The 20,634-nt window shown below is 36.5% G+C and carries 19 protein-coding genes; 12 read left to right on the top strand and 7 right to left on the bottom strand.

Annotated elements, in window-relative coordinates:
• Positions 1 to 4: 4 nt before the first annotated feature.
• Positions 5 to 1,582, top strand: coding sequence for a SusD/RagB family nutrient-binding outer membrane lipoprotein (locus IM793_RS03520; RefSeq protein ID WP_193419768.1), 1,578 nt, complete (start codon positions 5 to 7; stop codon positions 1,580 to 1,582).
• 73 nt (positions 1,583 to 1,655) lie between these two features.
• On the opposite strand, the gene pgk is transcribed toward IM793_RS03520, so the two are convergent.
• Positions 1,656 to 2,849 carry a phosphoglycerate kinase gene (gene pgk / locus IM793_RS03515; protein WP_193419767.1) on the bottom strand — a complete coding sequence of 398 codons (1,194 nt, stop codon included), beginning with the start codon at positions 2,847 to 2,849 and terminating at the stop codon, positions 1,656 to 1,658.
• 5 nt (positions 2,850 to 2,854) lie between these two features.
• Positions 2,855 to 3,292 (bottom strand): GNAT family N-acetyltransferase, encoded by a 438-nt coding sequence (locus IM793_RS03510; RefSeq protein ID WP_132395154.1) that lies wholly within the window; start codon positions 3,290 to 3,292, stop codon positions 2,855 to 2,857.
• Between the two features lie 240 nt (positions 3,293 to 3,532).
• Between IM793_RS03510 and IM793_RS03505 the strand changes: the two genes are divergently transcribed.
• Positions 3,533 to 3,934, top strand: coding sequence for a hypothetical protein (locus tag IM793_RS03505; RefSeq protein ID WP_132395155.1), 402 nt, complete (start codon positions 3,533 to 3,535; stop codon positions 3,932 to 3,934).
• Here the strand turns inward: IM793_RS03505 and gap are convergent.
• From gap to IM793_RS03480, 5 genes are all read right to left on the bottom strand, one after another.
• Positions 3,924 to 4,919, bottom strand: a complete 996-nt coding sequence (gap, locus tag IM793_RS03500; protein WP_193419766.1) for a type I glyceraldehyde-3-phosphate dehydrogenase — start codon at positions 4,917 to 4,919, stop codon at positions 3,924 to 3,926. The two genes, IM793_RS03505 and gap, sit on opposite strands and share 11 nt — an antisense overlap.
• A gap of 142 nt (positions 4,920 to 5,061) precedes the next feature.
• On the bottom strand, positions 5,062 to 6,213 hold the full coding sequence (locus IM793_RS03495; protein ID WP_193419765.1) for an MraY family glycosyltransferase: 1,152 nt from the start codon (positions 6,211 to 6,213) through the stop codon (positions 5,062 to 5,064).
• Positions 6,214 to 6,339: 126 nt separating this feature from the next.
• Positions 6,340 to 7,080 (bottom strand): glycosyltransferase family 2 protein, encoded by a 741-nt coding sequence (locus IM793_RS03490; RefSeq protein WP_193419764.1) that lies wholly within the window; start codon positions 7,078 to 7,080, stop codon positions 6,340 to 6,342.
• 110 nt (positions 7,081 to 7,190) lie between these two features.
• Positions 7,191 to 7,598 (bottom strand): hypothetical protein, encoded by a 408-nt coding sequence (locus IM793_RS03485; RefSeq protein ID WP_193419763.1) that lies wholly within the window; start codon positions 7,596 to 7,598, stop codon positions 7,191 to 7,193.
• A 188-nt stretch (positions 7,599 to 7,786) separates the two neighbouring features.
• Positions 7,787 to 8,293, bottom strand: coding sequence for a hypothetical protein (locus IM793_RS03480; RefSeq protein WP_193419762.1), 507 nt, complete (start codon positions 8,291 to 8,293; stop codon positions 7,787 to 7,789).
• A gap of 805 nt (positions 8,294 to 9,098) precedes the next feature.
• Here IM793_RS03480 and IM793_RS03475 point away from each other — a divergent pair.
• The 10 genes from IM793_RS03475 to IM793_RS03430 all read left to right on the top strand — a co-directional run bounded on the left by IM793_RS03475 (position 9,099) and on the right by IM793_RS03430 (position 20,624).
• Positions 9,099 to 9,920 (top strand): polysaccharide biosynthesis/export family protein, encoded by an 822-nt coding sequence (locus IM793_RS03475; protein ID WP_193419761.1) that lies wholly within the window; start codon positions 9,099 to 9,101, stop codon positions 9,918 to 9,920.
• Positions 9,920 to 12,334 carry a tyrosine-protein kinase family protein gene (locus IM793_RS03470; protein ID WP_193419760.1) on the top strand — a complete coding sequence of 805 codons (2,415 nt, stop codon included), beginning with the start codon at positions 9,920 to 9,922 and terminating at the stop codon, positions 12,332 to 12,334. Before IM793_RS03475 ends, IM793_RS03470 begins: the two co-directional genes overlap by 1 nt.
• 108 nt (positions 12,335 to 12,442) lie before the next feature.
• On the top strand, positions 12,443 to 12,946 hold the full coding sequence (locus tag IM793_RS03465; RefSeq protein ID WP_193419759.1) for a UpxY family transcription antiterminator: 504 nt from the start codon (positions 12,443 to 12,445) through the stop codon (positions 12,944 to 12,946).
• A 190-nt stretch (positions 12,947 to 13,136) separates the two neighbouring features.
• A complete protein-coding gene (gene asnB, locus IM793_RS03460) occupies positions 13,137 to 14,924 on the top strand; it encodes an asparagine synthase (glutamine-hydrolyzing) (RefSeq protein ID WP_193419758.1) in 1,788 nt (595 codons plus the stop codon).
• Entirely contained in the window at positions 14,914 to 16,071 is a 1,158-nt protein-coding gene (locus IM793_RS03455; RefSeq protein WP_193419757.1) for a glycosyltransferase family 4 protein, read from the top strand. The genes asnB and IM793_RS03455 overlap by 11 nt, the downstream gene beginning before the upstream one ends.
• 5 nt (positions 16,072 to 16,076) lie before the next feature.
• Positions 16,077 to 16,949 carry an ABC transporter permease gene (locus IM793_RS03450; RefSeq protein WP_193419756.1) on the top strand — a complete coding sequence of 291 codons (873 nt, stop codon included), beginning with the start codon at positions 16,077 to 16,079 and terminating at the stop codon, positions 16,947 to 16,949.
• 51 nt (positions 16,950 to 17,000) lie between these two features.
• Positions 17,001 to 18,272 (top strand): ABC transporter ATP-binding protein, encoded by a 1,272-nt coding sequence (locus IM793_RS03445; RefSeq protein ID WP_193419755.1) that lies wholly within the window; start codon positions 17,001 to 17,003, stop codon positions 18,270 to 18,272.
• Between the two features lies 1 nt (position 18,273).
• Positions 18,274 to 18,960, top strand: a complete 687-nt coding sequence (locus tag IM793_RS03440; RefSeq protein ID WP_193419754.1) for a hypothetical protein — start codon at positions 18,274 to 18,276, stop codon at positions 18,958 to 18,960.
• A gap of 31 nt (positions 18,961 to 18,991) precedes the next feature.
• Positions 18,992 to 19,783 (top strand): DUF268 domain-containing protein, encoded by a 792-nt coding sequence (locus tag IM793_RS03435; RefSeq protein ID WP_227256126.1) that lies wholly within the window; start codon positions 18,992 to 18,994, stop codon positions 19,781 to 19,783.
• Entirely contained in the window at positions 19,776 to 20,624 is an 849-nt protein-coding gene (locus IM793_RS03430; protein WP_193419753.1) for an alpha-1,2-fucosyltransferase, read from the top strand. The genes IM793_RS03435 and IM793_RS03430 overlap by 8 nt, the downstream gene beginning before the upstream one ends.
• Positions 20,625 to 20,634 lie beyond the last annotated feature (10 nt).

Genomic DNA, 20,634 nt, shown 5'->3' with positions numbered 1-20,634 from the left:
AGTAATGAAAAAATTATGTTTAATGGTGCTTGCCTTGATTTTATTCAACTCCTGCACTAAGAATTTCGAAGAGATCAATACAAATCCCAATCAGATCACAGATAAGTTATTAGAGCAGGATTTCAATTTAGTGGGTTCTTCTTTTTCAGTAATGTTATTTAACCTGATGGGTCATCAAATTGAAGAAGATTTATGCTATGATAACTGGATGGGTTATATGGGTACACCAACTCCTTATGTTGGGAATGTAAATAATACAACCTATTACCTGCGCTGGATTGATGCCTATTGGAACCGGATATATGGTAGCGTAATGTCTCCATCAAAACAGGTTATTGAGCTTGCTGTTGAAAAAAAATTACCCTTATTTGGCGATTGGGCTAAACTGGTTAGGATATTGGCGATATCTAAACTAACAGCTATACATGGCCCGGTAATTTATGCTAACTATGGAACTTCAGGTTTGGGTGCAATTAAATACGACAAAGAGTCTGATTTATATAATAATATGTTTACCCAGTTAGATCAGATTGAAACCAACTTGAAAGCAAACACCACTTACACTGGCTTTACCAAATTTGACCCTAGTTATAAAGGCGACATCACTTTATGGTTAAAATTGCTTAATTCAGTACGTTTGCGATTGGCCATGCGTTTGGTTAAGGTTAGTCCTACAATTGCCAAAACACAGGGTGAGAAAGCTTTAGCCGATGCAGCTGGATTGATTAGCACCAATGCCGAAAATTTTCTTTTGCCTTTAAATGGCAATGTTATGCCGGTTTCTATGATTAGTTTTGATTGGAACGATACGCGCATGGGTGCAACAATGGAATCATTTATGGTTGGTTTAAAAGATGGCCGCGTGGCTAAATATTTTAATGAAGTGAGCGATGCATCATTGGTTACTGATCACCCTTCATATAAGTATAAAGGTATCCGCAGCGGAGCATTTATAAATGCCAAAGATGATAGAGTTCCTTATTCTACCGTGAGTACGGATTTCAAATCAGTCCAAAAACGGAGAGGCTTCACCGCATCGGAAATTGCCTTTTTAAAAGCCGAAGCAGCATTAAGGGGTTGGGCAGGTTCTGGCGATGCCAAAACCAACTATGAAAATGGAGTACGCCTCTCCTTTGCCGATTGGGGAGCAGCAGGTGTAGATGCCTACCTGATTGATGCTACAAGCAAACCAATAAACTATATCGACCCAAAAGATAGCAGAAATAATTTCACCGCACTTTCTACCATTACTGTAGCCTGGAATGAAGGCGATTCGAATGAATTGAAACTGGAAAAAATTATTACACAAAAATACCTGGCCACTTTTACCAATACATTAGAGGCCTGGGTTGATTTTAGAAGAACAGGTTATCCTAAAATTCCACATGTTGCAAAAAATGACAGTAACCCAGATTGGGGAATTATAACAGCCGATCAATGGATAAAGCGACTGGTATTTGTACCTGCAGAAAGAACTGGAAATGCTTCAGCTGTTGCAGAGGCTTCAACATTTTTAAGCTCGGGTAAAGACGACATCGCCTCACGCTTATGGTGGGATACAGGCACTGCAAGTAATTTCTAAACTTTTGTAATAATTAACAAAAGGCCTTGCAGAATTAATCCTGCAAGGCCTTTTCAATATGAAAATTTATCGTTTATCCATTAATGGCTTTAACCCCCGGCAATTCTTTACCTTCCATATATTCTAGTAAAGCACCACCACCGGTAGAAACATAACTTACTTCATCTTCCATACCGAATTTGGCAATCGCTGCAGCCGAATCGCCACCACCAATTAATGAGAATGCGCCATTATTTTTAGTAGCCGCCACAACTGCTTCTGCTACAGCTTTAGTGCCTACCTGAAAGCTTTCCATTTCGAAAACACCCATCGGACCATTCCATAATAAAGTTTTAGAGTTTTTGATTACTTCCTGGAATAATTCAACTGATTTCGGGCCGATATCTAATCCCATCCAGTCTGCAGGAATTTGCCCCGAGGTTACATCTTTTTTATCAGCATCATTTGCAAATTTATCTGCAATTACCGTATCCACAGGTAAAATCAGGTTTACACCTTTTGCTTTCGCTTTTTCAATCAGTTCTAAAGAAAGTTCTTGTTTATCAGCTTCCAATAAGGAGGTACCAATTTCTCCACCTTGTGCTTTGGCAAAAGTGTAAGCCATACCGCCACCAATAATCAGGTTATCTACCTTATCTAATAATTTCTCAATCAAAAGAATTTTATCTGATACTTTAGCGCCGCCCATAATTGCTGTAAAAGGTCTTTCTGCGTGGTTCAGAATTTTCTCTGCATTTTCCACTTCCGATGCCATTAAATAACCGAAGTATTTTGCATCCGGGAAAAACTGGGCAATAATTGAAGTTGAGGCATGCGCACGGTGAGCAGTACCAAAGGCATCATTTACATAAACGTCGCCTAATTTTGATAATTTCTCTGCAAAGGCTACATCACCTTTTTCTTCTTCTTTGTAAAAACGAAGGTTTTCTAATAATAAAACTTCTCCTGATTTTAAATCAGCAGCCTGTTTAACTGCACTTTCGCCAATACAATCGTCAGCAAACTTAACTTCTACACCAACAAGAGCAGATAAATCAGATAAGATGTGTTTTAAAGAGTATTTATCCGTAGGGCCGTCTTTTGGGCGACCTAAGTGCGACATTAAAATAACTGCACCGCCATCTTTTAAAATTTTGCTGATGGTTGGTAATGCAGCCCTGATTCTTTTATCGTCTGTAATTTTAAATTCATCATCTAAAGGCACGTTAAAATCTACCCTGATTAATGCTTTTTTATCTTTAAAGTCAAACTGGTCAATGGTGTTCATGTTAATTATTTTTGATTTAAGTTTAATTTCATTTCGTAATGGAAACCGATGCCTGGGATATCAAATTCCGGCGACTCAGTAGTGAAACCGATTTTTTTATAAAAAGCTGCTGCTGTTGAGCGGGCGTTGCACCATAAATAATCGGTATTGTATTCTTTCAGGTAATCGATGGCAAAAGTAACGAGTGCAGCACCATAACCTTGCCCGCTGGCATCGGGATGTGTAGCCATACCACGGAGCTGGTAACCCTCCCCTTCTTCCGGGAAAAAATCGTTACGCATAAATGTGGCAATAGATTTTATTTCACCATCTTTTAAAAAACCCAGGTGAAAGGTATCGTAAGCCAGGTCACCTTCAAAAACACATGCTTCGAATGGCTTGCTATTGCGTAAAACCAGGCTTCTTAAAGGTAGAACTTCTTCCGGAAGAATAAATTTGACCATATTATTATCATCAGCTTATACCTAAAGACGTTGCTATAGGATGTACCGCAAACGTTTGCAAAGTTAATAAAGCAATTGAAACCCGATAATAATAATAGCCATAAAGTGCTAACATTTTGGATATAGAACCGATCTGATCAAACGGTTATCATTTAAAACAAGGGTAAAATGTACATATTATCAAACAGACCTTCCATTTACTTGTTGATGATATAGGATAGTGAATTTAAAGCAGAAAAAGTGAAAGAAGAAAACATCAAGACAGCAGCCAGAATATTACTTGGCGCAGGTTTAATTACTGCCGGAATCGGTCATTTGACGTTTGCGCGCAAACCTTTCCAGGCACAAGTGCCCGATTGGGTGCCTTTGAAAAAAGACGATACTGTTGTTTATTCTGGTTTTGTTGAAATTGCATTGGGTACCGCATTAGTGCTTGCTCCGAAAAAACACGAAGCTTTAATAGGCAAAATTGCCGCAGGATTATTTGTTGGCGTATTCCCCGGGAATATTTCACAGTACACCCATAAACGCAGCGCCTTTGGACTTAATACGGATAGTAAACGTTTTTTACGTCTGTTTTTTCAACCTGTATTGGTTTATTGGGCATTAAAATCAACGCAGAAACGAAAGCTTATTTCGTAGATAAGGCATCGATTTTTCTGACCACATCGATTAAACGGCTGCTGTAACCGTATTCATTATCGTACCAGCCAACAACCTTAACGAGATCGCCAACAATTGAGGTTAACAGCGAATCGAATATACACGAATGTGGATTATCAATAATATCGATCGACACAATCGGATCTTCAGTGTACTCAATAATACCTTTCAATTCATTTTCGGCAGCGTATTTGAAAGCTGAATTAATTTCTTCGATGGTTGTTTTCTTTTTTAACAGACAGGTAAAATCGGTTAAAGATCCGTTTAAAACCGGAACCCTGATTCCTGCACCACCCAAACGCCCATCCAATTCGGGAAAAATATGTGTAATGGCTTTTGCTGCACCAGTTGTAGTTGGGATGATGGAAGATGAGGCTGCCCTTGCCCTACGCAGATCCTTATGGTTTGCATCATGCAAATTCTGATCGCCCGTCATGGAATGGATAGTAGTAATATAACCTTCTTCAACGCCCCAGTTATCGTTTAAAATTTTAATCATGGGAGCAATATTATTGGTTGTACAACTCGCATTTGATAGTACAGTACTTGTTAAATCAATATGATCATCGTTTACCCCCAATACCACCATTGGAATATCATCGGCTGCCGGAGCGGAAATTAATACTTGTTTTGCACCTGATGCAATATGTTTTTCGGCTGATGATTTAGTGAGGTTTCTGCCTGTACAATCAATAACCAGATCAACGCGCAATGCAGACCATGGCAGCTTATCAGCTGATGCAATGGTAAAAACCGGAATCAAAAGGTTATCAATTACAAGTGCATCAGGCTTTGCCGAAACGTTGCCTGCAAAAACACCATGAACACTATCATACTTAAACAAATGCGCCATTGTTTTTGCATCTGCAAGATCGTTAATGGCCACCACTTCAAAGCCTTCAGCCAGTGCCAGGCGTAAAAATGTTCTTCCTATTCTACCAAAACCATTTATTGCCAGCCTCATGATATAAAAATTAGAGCGCAAAATTAGTGTTTATTTATCAAAGCAAAGACCTGATTATATAAGATGGTGAAAATGCAGTATAGCTGTTTAAATTACCTATTGAGAGGCAAAAATTAAGAATTCAAAATGGTTAAAATAGCATTTATTTATTCTTCTTAAGGAAGAGACTTAATGTTAGCATACTATTAAATACAATACAGATACCAATAATGATCAGGATTAAAACAAAATTTCCAAGGTTCTGCAGTACAAGGGTAGCAGCAAGTACAAATATGTTAAGGCCAAGTGCAGAAATTACAATCCAGTTTGTTCTTATCCCCATATTTTCCAAACGGTGGTGGATGTGGTTACGATCGCCCTTAAAGGGAGAATGACCTTTTAATATCCGTACTGTAAATACCCTTAAAGAATCAAATATTGGCACAATCAGGATGGCAACAGCTATTGCCGGGGCTGAATAAAAAGCCGGTTTATTATCCCCTGTAAACTTATTTAGTTCGATAAACTTAATGGCCAATGCTGCAGAAATGAGTCCAATAATCAAGGCCCCTGTATCGCCCATAAATATTTTTGCAGGAAACCAGTTGTACTTTAAAAAGCCTGCTATGGCACCCGCCAACGCAAAGGCGATAAATGCATAAGGTACCTGTTCCATTGAAGAAAACAAAATACCAAAAACCACGCTTGTTAAAATGCCTATTCCACCTGCCAGTCCATCTATGCCATCTATTAAGTTGAATGCATTGTTCAGGAAAATAATGAGCGCGATGGAAAAAAGGCTTCCCCATAGAGGTGCCATATCGCCTATCCCCAGCACACCGTACAAACTTGTTAGACGTAAAGCTCCAAAAAACACAAGGATAAAGGCGACCACAATCTGCAAAATAAATTTTGTACTGGTATTGGTGCCATGAACATCGTCTTTTAAGCCCAGTGCCGATAGCACAATACACGATGCAATTAAAAAATTGGCCTCTTTAAAATTAATAATGGCAGAAAAAAGCAAAATACTCACTGTAAAGCTCCCTATAATAGCCAAGCCACCTAAACGTGAAATATTACGTTTATGATTTTTACGGTAAAGGTCGTTCTTATCAAAAAGGCCATACTTTAAAGAGGTATAAATCACACTCGGAATACTAATGATTACGATGGAAAAGGCCAGAATAAATATGGCTATGTAGAAATAATTTGTGTTGCTATTCAGTATATCTTCAAACAAAGCGGGATAACTTGGTAATACAAATATAAGCAATGTACGCTTAAAAAACTGGCTTTTACAATTGTTTAACATGATATAAATCAAATGAGATGTAGGATTTATTACGATTAAGTTCTCTCGTCATTTATATTGATTTTTATGAAATAAATTAAGTTTTAGAATAACTATTCAACGTTTACAATCCAGCTATATAAAAGATTAAAATTGATTGAGTTTACTCAGTTTTTTCCTGATCACTACAAAATGCGGATATGGTACGCGATTTCTTTTCAGGGCTTTATAATCATTCGCAAAGGCAGAGATCCTGCTCATTAAAGATTGATTGCTTACGCCACCTGTGCGCATATTAACCATTAAAACTGGCAAATAAGCTGCCTCAATTTTATGAGTATAAAAGTAACGTAATATTAATTCGTAATCGGCAGCAGTGCCTAAATTCAAAGCATAATATCCATTTTTTTCAAACAACGACCTTTTCAAATATAGCGTGGGGTGTGCGGGCATCCATCCTTTTTTAATATCTTCAAATGTATTTTGGTATGATTTCCAGGTCCTGATCACTTTATGCGTTACAGAATGGATGTAATTAAGGTCACCATAAAGTCCATCTATTTTCGGCAGGCTGGTAAAGGTTTTGGCTACTGATGCCAGTACATCAGGACTGGCAAACAGGTCATCGGCATTTAAAATCCCGATTACCTCTCCGGTTGCGCGCTGAATCCCTTTATTGATTGCATCATATAAGCCATTATCTTTTTCTGAAATAAAATAGTCAATGGCAGAATGGTTTTCCTGAATAATATCCAGTGTACTGTCTGTCGATCCGCCATCAATCACTATATATTCTATATCAGAATAGGTTTGTGCCATTACTGAATTAAAACACTCCTGCAAAAAGGTTTCTCCATTATAAACAACTGTGATGAGCGATATTTTCATTGTGACCAAATCAGGATTCTTCGGCTTTCTTAAAAGTAAAAACTGAGTAAAGATAAAAAATAGCTTTACATCTGCCGAATGGTTTCCTATCTACCCGGAGCAAAGATGATTTATAGTCTATTTCTTCTTTTGATGAATACCATACCAAATAGGCCTGCCATTGCGCTTACAATCCAGAAGTGGCTGTCCAGATCGCATTGTACCATTGTAAATGTACCTTGTGAACCATACCTGAATGAACCTAACAAACATATCTTGACACCTAATGCATCCACGCCTAAAGTTCCGTCGCAAATAACACAAGAAGATCCTGTACTGCTTGGAGTCCAACTACAATAGTTAGCAGATAAAGGTGTTGAAGGAGAATTATTATATAATTGAGAAGAGCCTAATACTTCAAGCGAATTAGAAGTATAAACCCTGTTATAATAAGGCACTAAGCAACCTGTTGCTGAACCCTGGGCATAAATATCAAAAGAAATTACGAAAAATATTACGAAAAAACAAAAGCCTCTCATGCATCATTTTAATGGTGATACACGAAGTTACTATGGTTCTAAACTAAAAACGCCGTTCGTTTTGTTCAATAACCCGAAGGCTATTATCGCTAAGGAGATGTAGTAAAGCACTGTGCTTTACTACATTATAAATATTTTAATTTCTAAGATAATTTAATATTGCAGCTACCCAATAATGCTTTAACGTATTACTTTACTTCAGAAGTAAGATCAAAAAAACCAACTCCATACTCCCTGATGTAAAAGAAGCCCCCAACCCCCATTAATAGCAATAGGATAACAGCATAATTATCGATAGGCAATGAATTGGTGCCGCAATATGCAGAATTGTTCACACTGTAAGTTGCTAAGTCACCTTGTAGATAACTTCCACCACTGGAAACAAAACAAACTTCTCCAACCTGATTATATTCACCAAATTTGCTATTAATAACGCCACAATGATATCCATTAGCCTCGGTATCATTGTATATTTCATAATTACTGGAATTGTTATTATAAATATGATACAACCCATCACTGGTTTTATTGTTTGGTCCCCAATTATACGGATTACCATCTTTACTATAAGAGAAATACAATCTGGCTGGTGAGCCTTGAATTACACAACCATAGTTGCGACCTGGATCTGATGCAAAAGTTTTTAATGAAATGATTAAAAAAAGTAAGAACGGGATGTAAAAATTATGTTTCAACTTATAAGGGATTAACTAAAAAAATAAGGGTGTAAATGTTTTTCATAAAACAAACAATTCGTATTATTAAAACGACAAAAATAAGCTTAATCGAGTATTGAACAAAATGAATAACAGCACTAAACAGATTGATATGACAATTGTATTCCTTTTAAAAAAACTGAAAAATTAAAAAAGATAGCCCTATTCTACATAGAGCGATAAAATGGCTTTAAAAGATTAATTTCAGGCTAAAAAGAACCTTGATTTTTATCAATAACAAAATATTATTCAACAACTTTTTACCTCTATAAATTGGATAAACCAGGCCACTACATCAACAAGATTGGACAGTGTAAATTGGATATTTTTTATCATTATAAAGATAGATTACCCCACTTGAGGAATGCTTTTGTTGTGCAGGCAAGGATTGAAAACACAACGGGATCAATGGAGTATACCCGCCCTTTTCTGAGTAATCCGGGGTTAGCCCCGATGTATTCTCTTCCAATAAATGTATTTAAAAACTAAATTTCAATAGATCCTGACACCAAATTTCTGAACACCAGGACAATGATGAATCAATATCTATTCCACCAATAATATTTTAAAATTGATTAAAGTCAAGAAATCAAACGACCTAAAGATGTTTTTTTGATGTAGAACTTAACAGATTAAAAAGATAAACGGTTATTTCTCCGCCACTTTCAAATCTTAAAGACAACTATTTTAAAAGTGCTCCGCTTCTATGTTAACTTTTTTTTAATGATTTTTAACCATATTTTCGCATGTTAGCCTTGAGCTTCCATCCAATATCCGATTTAAGATGATGATCCAGACAAAAGCAATTTTGAAATTTCTTTACGTTTTATTTTTCTGCATTACGCTTGCCAGTTGTGCATCCAGAAAAGAGCATAGTCTATTCAATGCCCCAAGTGATATCGTTACGGATACCATTAAACAAGTTTACGTGGTAAACGACCCGGGCATTAGCGATGCGTACTATAAAATAAAAGTAAATGATCAATTGGCCATCAGAAATGTACAGAATAAAGAATTTGGGGCATCTCAATCTTCAAACAATGGTTTAAACGGTAATCAGAATATAGCTGGCGGCTCAATAAATAATATACTTTCCTATCCGGTAGATATTGATGGTAAAGTTAACTTGCCGGCGATTGGAAAAGTAGACGTATTAGGCCTAAGCAGAAGAGATGCTGCCATCAAAATTCAGGGTTTATATGCAAAACAACTTCTTCGTGACCCCATTATCGAATTAAGTATAGTAAACTTAAAGGTAACCTTATTGGGCGAATTCAGCAAACAAGGTAATTTTTTACTGGAGCGGGAAAACACGACACTCATTGACATTATTGGTGAAGCAGGGGGCATTAATAAAACGGCTGATCCTAAAACGCTTAAAATTATTCGTGGCGACAGAAGCCACCCCGAAATTATCTATGTAAACTTAAATGATATTAACAGCTTGGCCAGCAAAAAACTAATTCTTCAGAATAATGATATTATTGTACTCCAACAAACCAAAAGTTCGGCATTAAGCGAAAAGCTGACTAGTGTAAATAATATTGTACAGCCGTTTCTGGTTGTAGTCAACCTGGCTGTATTAATCTTTACCCTAACCCGATAATGGATAACACTACACCAAAAGAAGCTAGAAAGTTAGCCAGCCAAACCATCAACTATTGGAAAATTCTGTTGATTTTTTTAAGCAGGTGGTATTGGGTTGCCGGAACCGTATTAATCAGTTTTGTACTGGCCTGGCTTTATGTGCGCAGCATTACCCCCATTTATATTACTTCGGCTTCCCTAAAATTAGATAGTGATCAACAGGAACAAATGGCTTCGCTACCTGGCTCTCCGTTAAACTACCGGACTTTTAATCAGGCTCAGAATCAGATTCAAACTGAAGGCATCATTATGCGCTCGGAAGATGTGATTTTAAACGCTTTAAAGAACCTGGATTATAAAATAAGCTATTATTTAGAAGGAAGGGTACGATTTACTGAACTTTATCCGAAACAACCTTTTCAGGTTGATATTTTAACACAGGATTCTGTAAACTTCAGCAGGGCTACCTATAACGTTAAACCCATTGACAACCGGACCTTCGAACTATCAAGCAGCGATGATAATAATAAAAATTTGAAAAAATATCGTTATGGTCAAGCAATTAGCATGGGCAATATGGTATTCACGATTAAAACAGAAATACCATCAACAGGCAAGTACAGTTTTAAATTCAACGGAATCAGAGATTTGTACGGTAGGGCTGCAGGAGGATTAAATGTATTCGAACAGGAAAAAAACACCAATATCATGGGGGTTACCCATACCGATAGTAATCCTGTATTTTCAGCCAATGTATTGAATGAGATCATCAAACAATATGTAAAAAATGATGCAACACTTAAAAAAAGATCAGCCAAACAAACTATAGATTATCTGGATAGCCAGATTGCATTTTTAGATGCACAAGTGAGTAAATCGGGCAATAAACTTTCTAGTTTTCAAAGTAGCAATAAACTCATCGACCCCAGTAGCGAAAGGCAACAGGGAAATTCGAAACTAAGCAACCTGGAAAACCAGATTGCCGAATTACAACTGCAAGAGCTTGCTATCCAACAATTAGAACACCAGGTAAAAAACAACAAGGATCGGATACAGCTTAACCTTAATTTGGAAGGCACCAATAATACGCTCTTAACTGGTTTGATTGCGCAACTTAACGGACTTATCATTAACAGAGAAAATAAGTTACAGAGCTTTAACGCCGATGCTCAGCCCATCCTGGATATTAACAAGCAGATTAACGAAGTAAAACAAGCCATTGTAACCAATATTCGCTTATTACACGAACGTAATCAAAAAACCATTAGTTACATTAATGGGCAAATTGGCCAGGCTAACCAGGCACTGGGCAGTATCCCCGCTAAACAAAATGACTTTGCGAAATTGCAGAGCAATTTTGATATTAATCAGCGTATGTTTTCAATGTTGTTTGAGCGAAAACTCTCTGCACAGATCAGTTCAGCAGCCGTAATTTCAGGCGCAACAATTATCAGTGTAGCACAGCCTTCTTTTTTCCCGATTTCGCCAGTGCCTAAGAAAATTTATTCTTCTTATTTATTTATGGGTTTGTTTTCGGGCATTGGTTTAATTCTATTGGTTAGAATATTAAATCCCTATTTGTACGATATTGAAACAATTGAAGGATTGACGACAACCCCAATTATTGGCGTAATTTTAAAATATCCCAAAAAAGTTAGACCTGGTGAAAGTGTTTTATCAATAGAGCGCCCAAAATCTATATTCGCCGAATCGGTCAGATCTGTGCGAACTAACCTGAGTTTTATGGCCAGCGACCAGGATACCAAGGTAATCTGTATCACTTCTGAAGTTTCCGGAGAAGGAAAATCGTTCGTAAGTTTAAATCTCGCAGGAACCTTATCCATTATAGACAAAAAGGTGATTTTGATTGCAGCAGATTTGCGAAAATCCAAACTCCATCATGCTTTTGGCTCTGACAACCGTATTGGTTTAAGTAATTACTTGTCAAAACAGGCTGCTTTAACTGATATTATCTTTACAGATGAAAAGCATAATATTGACTATATTACTTCTGGTCCGGTGCCTCCAAATCCTTCAGAATTACTTCATCACAAATCGATGGAAATATTGATCGAAAAACTTAGGGAAAGTTATGAGTATATTATCATTGATACTGCTCCTGTAGGCCTGGTTTCAGATTCAATACCGCTCATTAGAAAAGCTGATATCAACCTCTTTATAATCCGTTCAGGTGTTTCCAAATTCAGGGCTGCAACTATTCCTGATCGTTTATCAAAAGAGTATGGACTTAACAACATTGCGATTATCCTGAATTCATTTGGTGATGAGAAGTTACATGGAAACATTTATACCACTAACTATGCTCATGGCAATACCGGAACATACTATTATTCGAACTATACCGGCTACGGAAAAAGTGGCTATTATGATGAGGAGAAGAACTGGTGGGAATTTTGGAAGAAAGGAAGCTAATGTTTGTAATATAAGAAATAACAGACGATAGCAGGAATAATCGGCTTACGCTCTAATTGGTTAATTGACAAAATGCAAACAGAGTGTAATCAATGTATGATATAGCTAATGATAGATCAAAATTATAGGTGGTATCCGGTTTATACGCGTTCGAGAGCAGAAAAAAAAGCGTGTGAAGAGTTGAACAGAAAAGGAATCCAAACTTATTTACCTCTTAAAAAGACAGTTAAACAATGGAGCGACCGTAAAAAAATCGTAGAAGAGCCCTTGATTAAATCTTATCTATTTACGTATATTTCGGCAAAAGAATATGCAGAAGTTTTGATGACCAATGGTATTGCCAGATTTATTTATTTCTCTCACCAAATCGCTCATATCCCTGACCAGCAAATTCATGATCTTAAACTTTTACTCGCTACAGATGCGGATTTGGAACTCATTGATTATGATATTAAACCAGGTGAAAAGGTATTGATTAAAGCAGGGCCTTTCAAAGGTGTAATTGCCGAATTGGTATCGGCACATAATAAGCAGCGTATTATTTTACGTTTACAGAATATGGGCTATTCGATAAATATCAATACATCGATAGCTTTTGTTGAACCACTATAAGGAAAGACAATGGGAGGTGGAAAATGTGAGAGGGAACTATTTAATAATAAATTAAAAGACTGATGCTTTAAGCGCAGCACAATATAAAAAACAAATAATCAGTTCATTTTTTGAAAATAAAATGTGACTGAGGTGGCGAAGCTGTATCCGGTGCACAATAAATAACCTGTTTTTTTAAAATAAAAAGCCAATGTGTCGAATAGCAGGCATCATCAATAGCAAAAAATCGTTCGAACAAGTCAATCAACAGGTAAAGGCCATGTGCGATAGTATGCAACATGGAGGGCCTGATGATCAAGGTATTTATGCTATTGACAAAACGCCATTATGTTTAGGTAACCGTAGGCTAGCTATTTTAGATTTGAGCTCAAGTGGGCACCAGCCAATGATAAGTCACAACGGAGACCTGGTCATTACGTATAATGGTGAAATTTATAATTATCGCCAAATCAGAACTGAATTAATTAATTTGGGTTATGTATTTAAAAGCCAAACAGACACTGAGGTAATCCTATATGCCTATCAACACTGGGGAGAAGCCGCATTTGAAAAACTAGACGGACTTTTTGCCTTCTGCATTTTTGACAAACGGAAACAATGTATCTATCTGGTCCGCGATCAAAACGGAATCAAACCCTTGTATTATCATTTTGATAAGGAAACTCTAACCTTTGCTTCAGAAGTAAAGGCTTTCAAACACGCCGATATCTACCAGGAAAATGATAACTGGCGAATTTACTATCTTGCTTTTGGTCACATCCCCGAACCTTATACCACACTAAAAGATGTGTGTAGCCTGGCTAAAGGTTGTTTTCTGAAATACAACATGCAAAGTGCTGAACACTTCATTCAATCTTATCATGAATTCGAAAGTTCTTCTAATATTAAAAACGAACCCCATGCCATAGAAAGAATCCGTGAACAGCTTAGCCTTTCGATTAAACAGCAGATGATTTCTGATGTTGATATTGGTGTACTGTTTAGTGGTGGTCTGGATTCGAGTATTATTACTATATTGGCCAATCAATTCAAAAACAAACAGTTACACAGTATTTCGGCAAATTTTAACGAAATAGACTTTTCCGAAAAAAAACAAAGGAATAGTTTGCTTCAAAAAATAAACGTTAAAAAGATCGAACAGCTTATTACCTATCGCGACTTCTTACAGCATTTCGAAACCATTCTAGCCGATATGGATCAGCCCACAAATGACGGGATCAATACCTGGTTTGTATGTAAAACAGCTAAAGAACAAGGGATAAAAGTAGTGCTGTCAGGGTTAGGTGCCGACGAGCTTTTTGGCGGATACCCTTCTTTTGACCGGATTTATAAGATACAAGACTTAAATTGGTTAAGTAAAAGTGTTTTACGAAACATGCGTTTCTCCAATAATACCAGGTTTAAACGACTATACTACCTTAGTTTAAATTCTCCTATTGGCGAATATCTATGTTTGAGAGGCGTTTATTCACCCGATGTAATTGCTGAATTATTAGACATTGATATGGCAAAGGTCATCAATTGCCTGGAAAATATCCCTCTTCATCCTGCAATAAAGAGAACCAGTAACGAAACCCGGGCAAGTTGGTTTGAATTTAACATGTACATGCAAAACCAGTTATTAAAGGATACCGACTTTATGAGCATGAGCCATGGTGTTGAGGTGAGGGTTCCGTTTCTCGACCGTAATTTTGTAAATTTGGTTCTTTCTATTTCAACAGATATCAAGTTCAGTTACAAACAAAAAAAGAAACTTTTGGTAGAAGCATACAAGGAGGATTTGCCGACAGAAACATGGAAAAGATCGAAAATGGGTTTTACTTTCCCTTTTCAGGAGTGGATGAGAAAAAATCGCGATATTGCCGATCCATCAAGATACCAAAATAAACGGGCAAAATCGCTCATAAAAAGTTTTGGAGAAAACAAACTACACTGGAGCTCAGCCCTGGCTTTATACCGAACTTACCATGTCAGTTAAAGTTTTATTTTTAACACTTAGAACTTTTAGTTTAACTGGCGGCATTGAAAAAGTATGCCGAAGTTTATCACGTGTTTTATACGACCTGAGCGAGGAGGAAATTGTTCAGTCTACCGTATACTCGATGTACGATAAAAATACTGACCGCGATTCGAGATACCTAAGCAAACACCAGTTCTATGGTTTTAACGGAAACAGGGAGCGATTCGTGCTGCAATCTTTTTTAAGTGGATTAAAAGCCAATGTGATTTTATTGAGCCATATCCACTTAATCAGCATCGTTTATTTCATCAGGAAAATACATCCCCATAAAAAGATATATTTATTGGCGCATGGCGTAGAAATTTGGAGAAAGTTACCCAACTCCAAGCTCAAAATATTAAACCAATTGGATAAAATTATATGTGTCAGTCATTTTACAGCAGGTAAAATTATGGAAATGCATCATATTCCCGAAGATCGCATTGAAATATTAAACAATTGTCTGGATCCTTTTTATCACCTTTCTACCGGGTTCGAAAAACCACAGCGTTTATTGGATCGATATCATTTAGACGATAAAAACTTAATTCTGTTCTCATTATCCAGGTTATCCTCTTCAGAAAAGTATAAAGGATACGACCACACTATTAAGCTATTTCCACAACTATTGGAAAAATACCCAAACCTGGTTTACCTGCTGGGTGGAAAATGGGATGCCGAGGAAAAGAAACGATTAGAAGATTTAATTGCAAAGAACCAGCTTCAAGAATATATCAGGATGGTAGGTTTTATTGATGAAACCGAACTTACTGAACACTTTTTACTATCTGACATGTTTATCTTACCCAGTAAAAAAGAAGGCTTCGGCATTGTATTTATAGAAGCATTAGCCAGCGGCCTGAGGGTTATTGCAGGTAATAAAGATGGCAGTGTAGATGCACTTAAAGGCGGAAAGCTTGGTATTTTAGTTGATCCTGATAATCAGGAAGATATTTTAACCAGTATCTGCAATTTATTAAGTCATACTCAAACCGACAACGAGAAAAAAAACCTTCAAAAAAAATGCATTGCGGCATTTGGATATGAACCTTATCTTCAATCGATAAAAAACTTGCTTTTAAATGGGACAATCAGTCCTGCATTGAAAATAAATCAGCAACAATAAAATTAATGGATAGCCCCAATATTTATGGTAAAGAGGAACAAAAGTGGACCATTGAGGCAAAATCATCTTTGCTCGATCTAAAGCTAAATGAGGTTTGGGCATACCGCGATTTGTTGGTACTATTGGTGAGAAGGGATTTCGTTTCTTTTTATAAACAGACTATTTTAGGCCCACTCTGGTTTTTTATTCAACCATTATTTACCACTATCATCTTTACCTTTATATTTGGCAATTTAGCCGGCATATCAACAGATGGATTACCTAAACCGCTTTTTTATATGGCAGGCATTACTGCCTGGAACTATTTTGCAGATTGTTTGACCAAAACATCTTCTGTTTTCAGAGATAATGCAGGTATTTTTGGCAAAGTCTACTTCCCCAGGCTAATTATGCCTTTGAGCATAGTAGTGAGTAACCTGGTTCGTTTTGGAGTACAGATGCTTCTGTTCCTCATCTTAATGGCTTATTATTATTTCACCGGCGCCAATTTCAACATCAGTTGGGCAATTTCTCTGTTTCCGGTTATTGTATTATTAATGGCTTTATTGGGTTTGGGGGCAGGCATGATCATTTCCGCTATGACTACAAAGTACAGGGATCTGGCCTTCCTTATTGGTTTTGGAGTGCAGTTACTGATGTATGCTACCACAGTAATCTACCCCCTATCAGAAGCCATCAAGAAATACCCAACCTATGCCTGGATCATTAAATATAATCCCATGACCCCAATTATTGAAACTTTTAGGTATGGCTTTTTGGGTGAAGGGAGTTTTAGCTGGTTTAGTTTAGCTTACTCAATGATTGTTACATTAATCCTGCTGATTGTTGGCACTATAATTTTTAACAAAGTTGAACGGAATTTCGTTGATACGGTTTAGATGGAAGGTATTATACGAATAATGGAAAGCGTAACTTTAAGCATACTTTAAATGTCTAACATCGCTATAAAAGTAGAAAATTTAAGCAAAGCCTATCAGTTAGGTCAGATCGGAACCGGAACGATCAGCCGAGATTTGGAGCGTTGGTACGCCCGTATTCGGGGCAAAGAAGATCCTTTTCTACGTATCGGTGAAAGCAACGATCAAAATACAAAAAGTGCGAGTGATATAGTGTGGAGTTTAAAGGATATTAATTTTGAAATTGAGCAAGGCGATGCTGTTGGCATTATTGGCCGAAATGGAGCCGGAAAAAGTACACTGCTCAAAATATTAAGTAAAGTAACCGCTCCTACTGCCGGCAAAATTTCGGGTAAAGGACGGATAGCAAGTTTACTTGAAGTTGGAACAGGTTTTCATCCCGAACTCAGCGGCCGTGAAAACATATTTCTCAACGGTGCTATTTTGGGTATGCGTAAAAAGGAAATACAGCGTAAACTAGATGAAATTGTAGATTTTGCAGGGATAGAGCGTTATTTAGATACACCGGTAAAAAGGTATAGCTCCGGTATGTATGTTCGCCTGGCTTTTGCTGTTGCAGCACATTTAGAAAGCGAAATATTAATTGTAGATGAAGTATTAGCAGTAGGCGATGCTGAGTTTCAAAAGAAATGTTTAGGCAAAATGGGTGAGGTGAGTAAAGGAGAAGGCAGGACGGTACTTTTTGTGAGTCATAATATGGGTGCGGTAAAGCAACTTTGCAACAGTGGAATAGTACTTAAAAACGGTCTTGTGAGTTACAAGTCGGATGATATGTCTGAAGTTATTAATAAATACCTGACTACAGAAGATAGAGAATTGTCAAACAGCCTTAATATTGATAGCGAAAAATACAAAAATCAATATTTCATACCCTTGATGATAAATACTAAAAAAACTTCATATAGCCTGAATGAAGAAGTTGAAATTTCTATTTTGGGGGAAATTTTGGAACCTAATAGCTCGTTGCAAATAGGATTTTCCTTATTTGATGCTGATGGCAATAATCTATTATGGTCATTTCACACAGACACAATTACTCAAAATAGCTTTCCAAAAGGCAAAATCAAACTCACAACTTCCATTACTCCTTACTTATTGAACGAGGGGAAATACTACATTTCCTTAGGTGTTGCAATATTCAACCAGTTTTGGATTATAGATCCTGATAATAACAATGATAGAATATATTTTGAAATTAATGGCGGTTTTGATTTTTCAAACTTTTGGACGGAAAAGAGGCCAGGGATTCTCGCAAAAAAATTTAACTGGAAATTAGAAAAATGAAATGGGATCGATAACAATGGGGCCTGATAAAAGGCTTGTTAAATTTATAAAAGAAAAATATCAAATTACCAACTTTATAGAAACCGGCACCTACCAAGGCGGTACTACAGAATGGTCAGCTGATGTTTTCAAAAATGTATATTCAATTGAATTTTCTGAACATTGGTATAACTATACTAAAGAAAGACTAAAATCAAGGGAAAATGTAAATCTTTTATTTGGCGATACAAAAAGTATACTTCCAGATCTCCTTCCAAAAGTAAATAACGCCATTTTATGGCTCGATGCACATTGGTGTGGTGACCATTCTTTTGGAGAAAAAGATCAATGCCCCTTATTAGTTGAGTTGGAAATCATTAACAGGTTTAAACATCTGTTCGACAAATTGTTTATCATGATTGATGATGCTCGCTTATTTTTATCCCCACCTCATCATCCGCATTCGTTAACAGATTATCCTGATCTTGCTGAAATCATGCAAGCACTTACACCCGAACGTCAAATTTATGTATTTAACGATATTATACTCGCCGTTCCAAAATCCTACAAGCACGAATTTAGTATTCTGCTTCAAAACCTGGCTACAGAAGATTTAAAAGTTGATGTAGTGCCAATGCCTTCAATCAAAAACCAAATTGTTAGAAAAATCAGGCATAAAATATCAACAATAATAACCCGGAAAAAATAAACTTTTCCTTAAAAAATTATCAAAGAAAAAATTGTTAAGAAAAATTAAAAATAAACTTCGTTATACTGCAGTAGGAAAACTGTATGGTTATTTCACTTTAAGAAAATTGTTTAGAAAAAAAGTGGAAACTTTTAATTCAGACTTAGCTAATTTTCGGCTGAGTGAAGGAAATACTAATCTCAGATTCAATCAAAATTACGATCATTACCCATTATTAGATGACCGAACATCTATCACCGAAATTGAACCTCACTATACTTATCATCCTGCATGGGCAGCGAGAATTTTAGCGAAAACCCAACCCAAAAAACACGTCGATATTTCTTCAATCTTACACTTTAGCACCATAGTATCTGCATTTATACCCGTAGAATTTTATGATTACAGGCCTGCGGAAATTAAGCTGGAGGGACTAGATACCAAACATGCCGATTTAACACAATTGCCATTCAGAAGTAATACGATCGACTCTTTATCATGCATGCATACACTTGAGCATATTGGACTGGGAAGATATGGAGACGAAATTGATTATGATGGCGACCTCAAGGCAATTAACGAATTGGTTAGGGTATTGGCTGTTAATGGAGATTTACTTATAGTTACTCCGATTGGCAAAGCTAAAATAGCATTTAACGCACATCGTATTTACGCATATGATCAGATTATCTCTTACTTTTCAAAACTCGAACTTATTGAGTTTTCTCTGATCCCTGATAAGTTTGAAAATATTGGTATGATTAGAAATGCCAGCAAAAAACAAGCAGATGAGCAAAGCTGGGGCTGTGGCTGTTTTTGGTTTAAAAAACGTTTAAATGATTAGTGTTGAATTACAAGGTAGATTGGGAAACCAGTTATTCCAGTATGCCTTTGCTTATGCTACCGCTAAAAAACTAAATTCGAGGTTTTATTTTGACAGGAGACTGCAATCTTTATTTATTCCCAAATATTTTGCACAAACAAAAGATATCTTCTATTACTTAGATCAAACGATATTTTCTTTAAAAGGGTTTGATGATTTTTTTTCAGTTTATCTCAAACAAAAATTTTATGCGTTGTTAAAAAAAATCCTAAATTATGAAGAAGTATATATATCAGATCAGTTGGAGCCGCAGCTGGAGCGCTTAAAACTGAACAATCGGAAATTATTTACCGGCTTTTTCCAATCGGAGTATTATTTCGCTGACTGTAAAGAAGAAATAAAAGCCAAATTTGTTATTAAAGAAAAATATCAGACAGATTTTAGAAATATATTTAACAATCTGCCCCAGGGATACAAATATGTGGTTATGCATGTTAGACGATCGGACTATTTTCACTATGACATACAATTACCAGCAGAATATTATCACAATGCAATTTCGGCCATTGAAAGCGAAAACAATTATTACATATTAATTAGCGACGATACAGATTTTTTAGAGTCCGAATTTGGATACCTGAATAAAAAATATATTTCCCGATCAACGGAAATTATCGATTTTCAGTTTTTAATGCAGGCAGACATTTGTATCATTTCCAATAGTACTTTTAGTTGGTGGGGGGCTTATTTAAATGTTAAAAATGCACCTGTGTATGCACCAAACAAATGGTTTCCAGATTCTGGAAAAATAGAATCTCCTTGCAATATTTTATTAGATAACTGGAATCTCATCCCAGTATAATGGTTTGCAT

It is taken from the genome of Pedobacter sp. MR2016-19 (genome assembly GCF_014947265.1).
In the GTDB taxonomy this organism is placed as follows: Bacteria; Bacteroidota; Bacteroidia; order Sphingobacteriales; family Sphingobacteriaceae; genus Pedobacter.
The sequence above is the reverse complement of the archived record's forward strand: the minus strand, read 5'-3'. Positions and strand labels throughout refer to the sequence as shown.